Annotated in this window: 3 protein-coding genes and 2 pseudogenes; 3 read left to right on the forward strand and 2 right to left on the reverse strand. The window is 61.9% G+C overall.

Annotation, left to right across the window (positions count from 1 at the left end):
- A partial coding sequence (locus AC1D1Z_RS35350; RefSeq protein ID WP_477853432.1) for an RES family NAD+ phosphorylase occupies positions 1–652 on the forward strand: 652 nt, incomplete at its 5' end.
- Positions 653–686: 34 nt separating this feature from the next.
- On the opposite strand, the gene AC1D1Z_RS35355 is transcribed toward AC1D1Z_RS35350, so the two are convergent.
- Positions 687–1,328, reverse strand: coding sequence for an alpha/beta hydrolase family protein (locus AC1D1Z_RS35355; RefSeq protein ID WP_477853434.1), 642 nt, complete (start codon positions 1,326–1,328; stop codon positions 687–689).
- A gap of 70 nt (positions 1,329–1,398) precedes the next feature.
- Between AC1D1Z_RS35355 and AC1D1Z_RS35360 the strand changes: the two genes are divergently transcribed.
- Both AC1D1Z_RS35360 and AC1D1Z_RS35365 read left to right on the forward strand, forming a co-directional pair.
- A complete protein-coding gene (locus AC1D1Z_RS35360; protein WP_477853436.1) occupies positions 1,399–1,581 on the forward strand; it encodes a hypothetical protein in 183 nt (60 codons plus the stop codon).
- Between the two features lie 92 nt (positions 1,582–1,673).
- Positions 1,674–2,629 (forward strand): annotated as a pseudogene (locus AC1D1Z_RS35365) (IS481 family transposase).
- Here AC1D1Z_RS35365 and AC1D1Z_RS35370 read toward each other — a convergent pair.
- A pseudogene (locus tag AC1D1Z_RS35370) lies at positions 2,567–3,538 on the reverse strand (IS3 family transposase); the annotation flags it as partial. The pseudogenes AC1D1Z_RS35365 and AC1D1Z_RS35370 overlap by 63 nt on opposite strands.

A 3,538-nucleotide genomic window follows, 5' to 3' on the forward strand; every position in this document is an offset into this window, starting at 1 on the left:
GGCGCAGCGTCCATCGTACCGGCTGATCCCCTCGCAATTTCCGCCTATCGGACTTTTTGAGACGGTGACGAGGGTGGCCGATCTCGAAGCCGTGATGGAGCTCGTCGGCTGGACCAACGACCGGCTCGTCGCCGACCGCATCCAACGGCTTCCCGAGGACCAATGGGTTTATGGCGTTGCCAATGCCAGTATTGTTATGGCGGCATTCCTGCATGTTGCGCCGGGAGGAATGCGCTTCAACGGCCCTGATCTCGGTGCCTGGTATGCAGCCGACGATCTCCGCACAGCCGCCGCCGAAGTTGGCCATCATCTCAGGCGCGAAGCGCTCGCGCGCGGCGTCGCGACGATGGCGCGCACCTATCGAAGCTATTCGGCCAACCTGATTGGTGATTACCTCGACATTCGCGGCGAAGAGAGGCTGCGGCCCCATGTCTATGACGGCACCAGCTATGCGGCGTCGCAAGTGCTGGGGGAAGAGGTGCGCTCGAGCGGCGGCGCCGGTATCCTCTATGACAGTGTCCGGCTGAAAGGCGGAGTGGCCATCGTCGCCCACCGCCCGCGCAATATTCGCGACGTGGTGCAGGCCGACCACTTCGAAATCACCGTTTCCGCCACTGATCGGCGCATCGATGTCAGGAAGCTTGCTGCCTGACGACGGCGCCTGCCGGCGCCGGGAATGGTGATGCTCAAACCGGCAATCGTTCGGCCCATGCCTTCACCGCCTTCGCCATCGTGGCGAGGTGATCGGCACTGGAGAAACCGGAGATCGTCTTGCGCGGCTTGAGGTCGTGGTCGCCATCCTCGAGCCAGAGGATCTCCATGCTGTCGGACAGATCGTAACCCGGCACCTCGTCCCGCGTGCCGAATTCGTCGCGTGTTCCCTGGCAGATCAGTGCGGGCGTCGTCAGCCCTGTGAGATGGCCGGTGCGCAGCTTCTCCGGCTGGCCGGGCGGATGGAAGGGATAGCCGAGGCAGAGCAGGCCGGCAATCTTTCCCCGACGATGAAGATCGTCGGCGATCATGCTGGCGACCCGGCCGCCCATCGACTTGCCGCCGATGATCAGAGGGCCGCTGACGCCGAACTCGGCAATGGCCGCCTCGTATTCGGGATTGAGCGTTTCGGCCCGCGGCGGCGGCTTGCGGCCTTCCGAGGTGCGGCGGGCGGCCATATAGGCGAATTCGAAGCGGGCCACACGGAAGCCGGCGTCGGCGAGTGCATTTGCCGCTGCTGTCATCGATGCCGAATCCATCGGCGCGCCGGCGCCATGCGCCAGAAGGATCGTGAAGCGCGCATCCTGAGGCCCCTGCGATAGAAACCTGTCAAGCATCGGTAATCCTCCATCCCATCGTCGGAACCATGTCGATGGCCGCGACTTCTTGCTGGAAAGGAGACTGACAATGTCGACGAATGATCAAAACGTAAAGCCCGAGCAGCGGCGACCCAAAGATGTCGGCGCCGTTCCCGAAAAGCCGGAGCCCGCAGACGCGGAATCGATGGCGCCGCCGGTGGTGCAGCCGGCTGGGGTCAGGGACAAAAGCGAACRGCCCGTGGTCAATCCGATCACCGGGGTCGCCTCTTGATCGAATAGGTGTGAGCTTTCCGGAGGTTGTCCATTTGGAGCGGATTTAGGAGACTGGAGTTACCACACCTCAGTTTTCCAGGATCACTCCGAATGAACATCCATAAGAATGCCCGACTGACACCGTTGCGTCGAGAGGAAATGGCTTTGGCCGTTGCCAAAGGCAGGTGTCCAAAGCCCAGGCCGCCCGCCTTTATGGTGTCTCGCCAAAGATCGTTTCGCGCTGGGTCGAACGGTTCAGGGCGCAAGGACGCGCCGGGATGGCGGACCGCTCATCCCGGCCCAAAATCAGTCCACGTCAGACGGGTCAGTCCTTGGCAGAGCGCATCGTCGCACTTCGCCGTCAGCGCCTGACAGGCAAGCACATCGCCATGGAAACAGGCGTGTCGCCCGCCACCGTCAGCCGCGCTCTCAGGCGTGCAGGCCTGTCACGGATGAAGGGTGTCGATCCCGCCGAGCCGATTGTGCGTTACGAATATGCCGAGCCGGGTGGTTTGATCCATCTCGATATCAAGCGCCTCGGCCGCTTTCATCGCGTCGGCCACCGCATCACCGGCGACAGGACCGGCCAGAGCAACTCGCGTGGTGTCGGCTGGGAATACGTCCACATCTGCATCGACGATGCCTCCCGCATCGCCTTTACCGATATCTTCCCCGACGAAACCGCCGTTAGCGCCATTGCCTTCCTCAAGGCGGCCGTCACCTATTATCAGAGCCTGGGCATCACAGTCACGCGGGTGATGACCGACAACGGCCCCTGCTACAAGGCCAAGGACTTCGCAACCACCTGCAAGGCACTCGGCCTCAAGCACATCCGCACCAAACCCTATACCCCCAAGACCAACGGCAAGGCGGAGCGCTTCATTCAGACGGCCTTGCGAGAGTGGGCCTATGCATGCGCCTATCCGTCATCCGAACACCGAAAAGCCCATCTGCCAAGCTGGACCCATATGTACAATTGGCATCGTCCGCACGGCAGCCTGAAATCAAAAACACCCATCAGTCGCCTCGGCCTCAACCGAGACAACCTCTTGAGGATCCACACCTAGAGCCCCGGCGGTTTTGAATAAGCCAACAGGCGCGGTGTGAGCAACCGGCGGAAACGCGAAGCTTTCATCTTGCGCAGCGTTGGAGCCGGTTGCGGCGATGGTCCCGGCAAAGTTTGCCGGGGTTTGGTATCCGAGCGATGAGTGCGGCCGGAAATGGTTGTAATCGTCGGCCCCTTCAGCAATGGCGCTTCGGGCATGATCGAGGCCGAAGAAGAGGCTTTCGTTGAGCAGCTCGTCACGCATGCGCCCGTTGAAACTCTCGACATAGCCATTCTACATCGGCTTTCCCGGCGCGATGTAGTGCCACTCGACCTTATGATCTTTCGACCAGGCAAGGATAGCATTCGATGTGAGTTCGGTGCCGTTGTCAGAGACAATCATTCCTGGCTTGCCGCGTCGTTCGATGAGGGTCGTCAGTTCGCGAGCGACGCGACGACCGGAGATCGAGGTGTCCGGGATCGCCGCCAGGCATTCGCGCGTCACGTCATCGACGATGTTGAGCACGCGAAACCTCCTTCCGCAAGCGAACTGGTCGTGAACGAAATCCAGCGACCAGCGGGCATTAGCCTTCGCTTCGACCAGGATCGGTGCACGCGTGCCGACCGCACGCCGCCGGGCTTTGCGCTTGCGAACGGACAGTCCTTCCCGATAAAGGCGATAGATGCGGTTGACCCCGGACGGCTCTCCCTCCCGCCGAAGCAGGACGAACAGTTGGCGGTAGCCGAAACGTCGACGCTCATTGGCGAGGTCGCGCAGCTTCGCTAGCAACTCGGTTTCCGGCGGTCGGTTCGACTGATAGCGGATCGTCTTGCGGTCGGCGGATATGATCTGGCAGGCCCGCCGTTCCGAAAGACCCATGACGGTCTTCAGATGCGTGACGGCGTCACGCTTGGCGACAGGCCCTACCAT

It is taken from the genome of Rhizobium sp. P1_E1 (assembly GCF_056406015.1).

Excerpts from the sequence above, each read along its gene's own strand:
- AC1D1Z_RS35355 (WP_477853434.1), bottom strand. The coding sequence starts at position 1,328 with ATGCTTGACAGGTTTCTATCGCAGGGGCCTCAGGATGCGCGCTTCACG.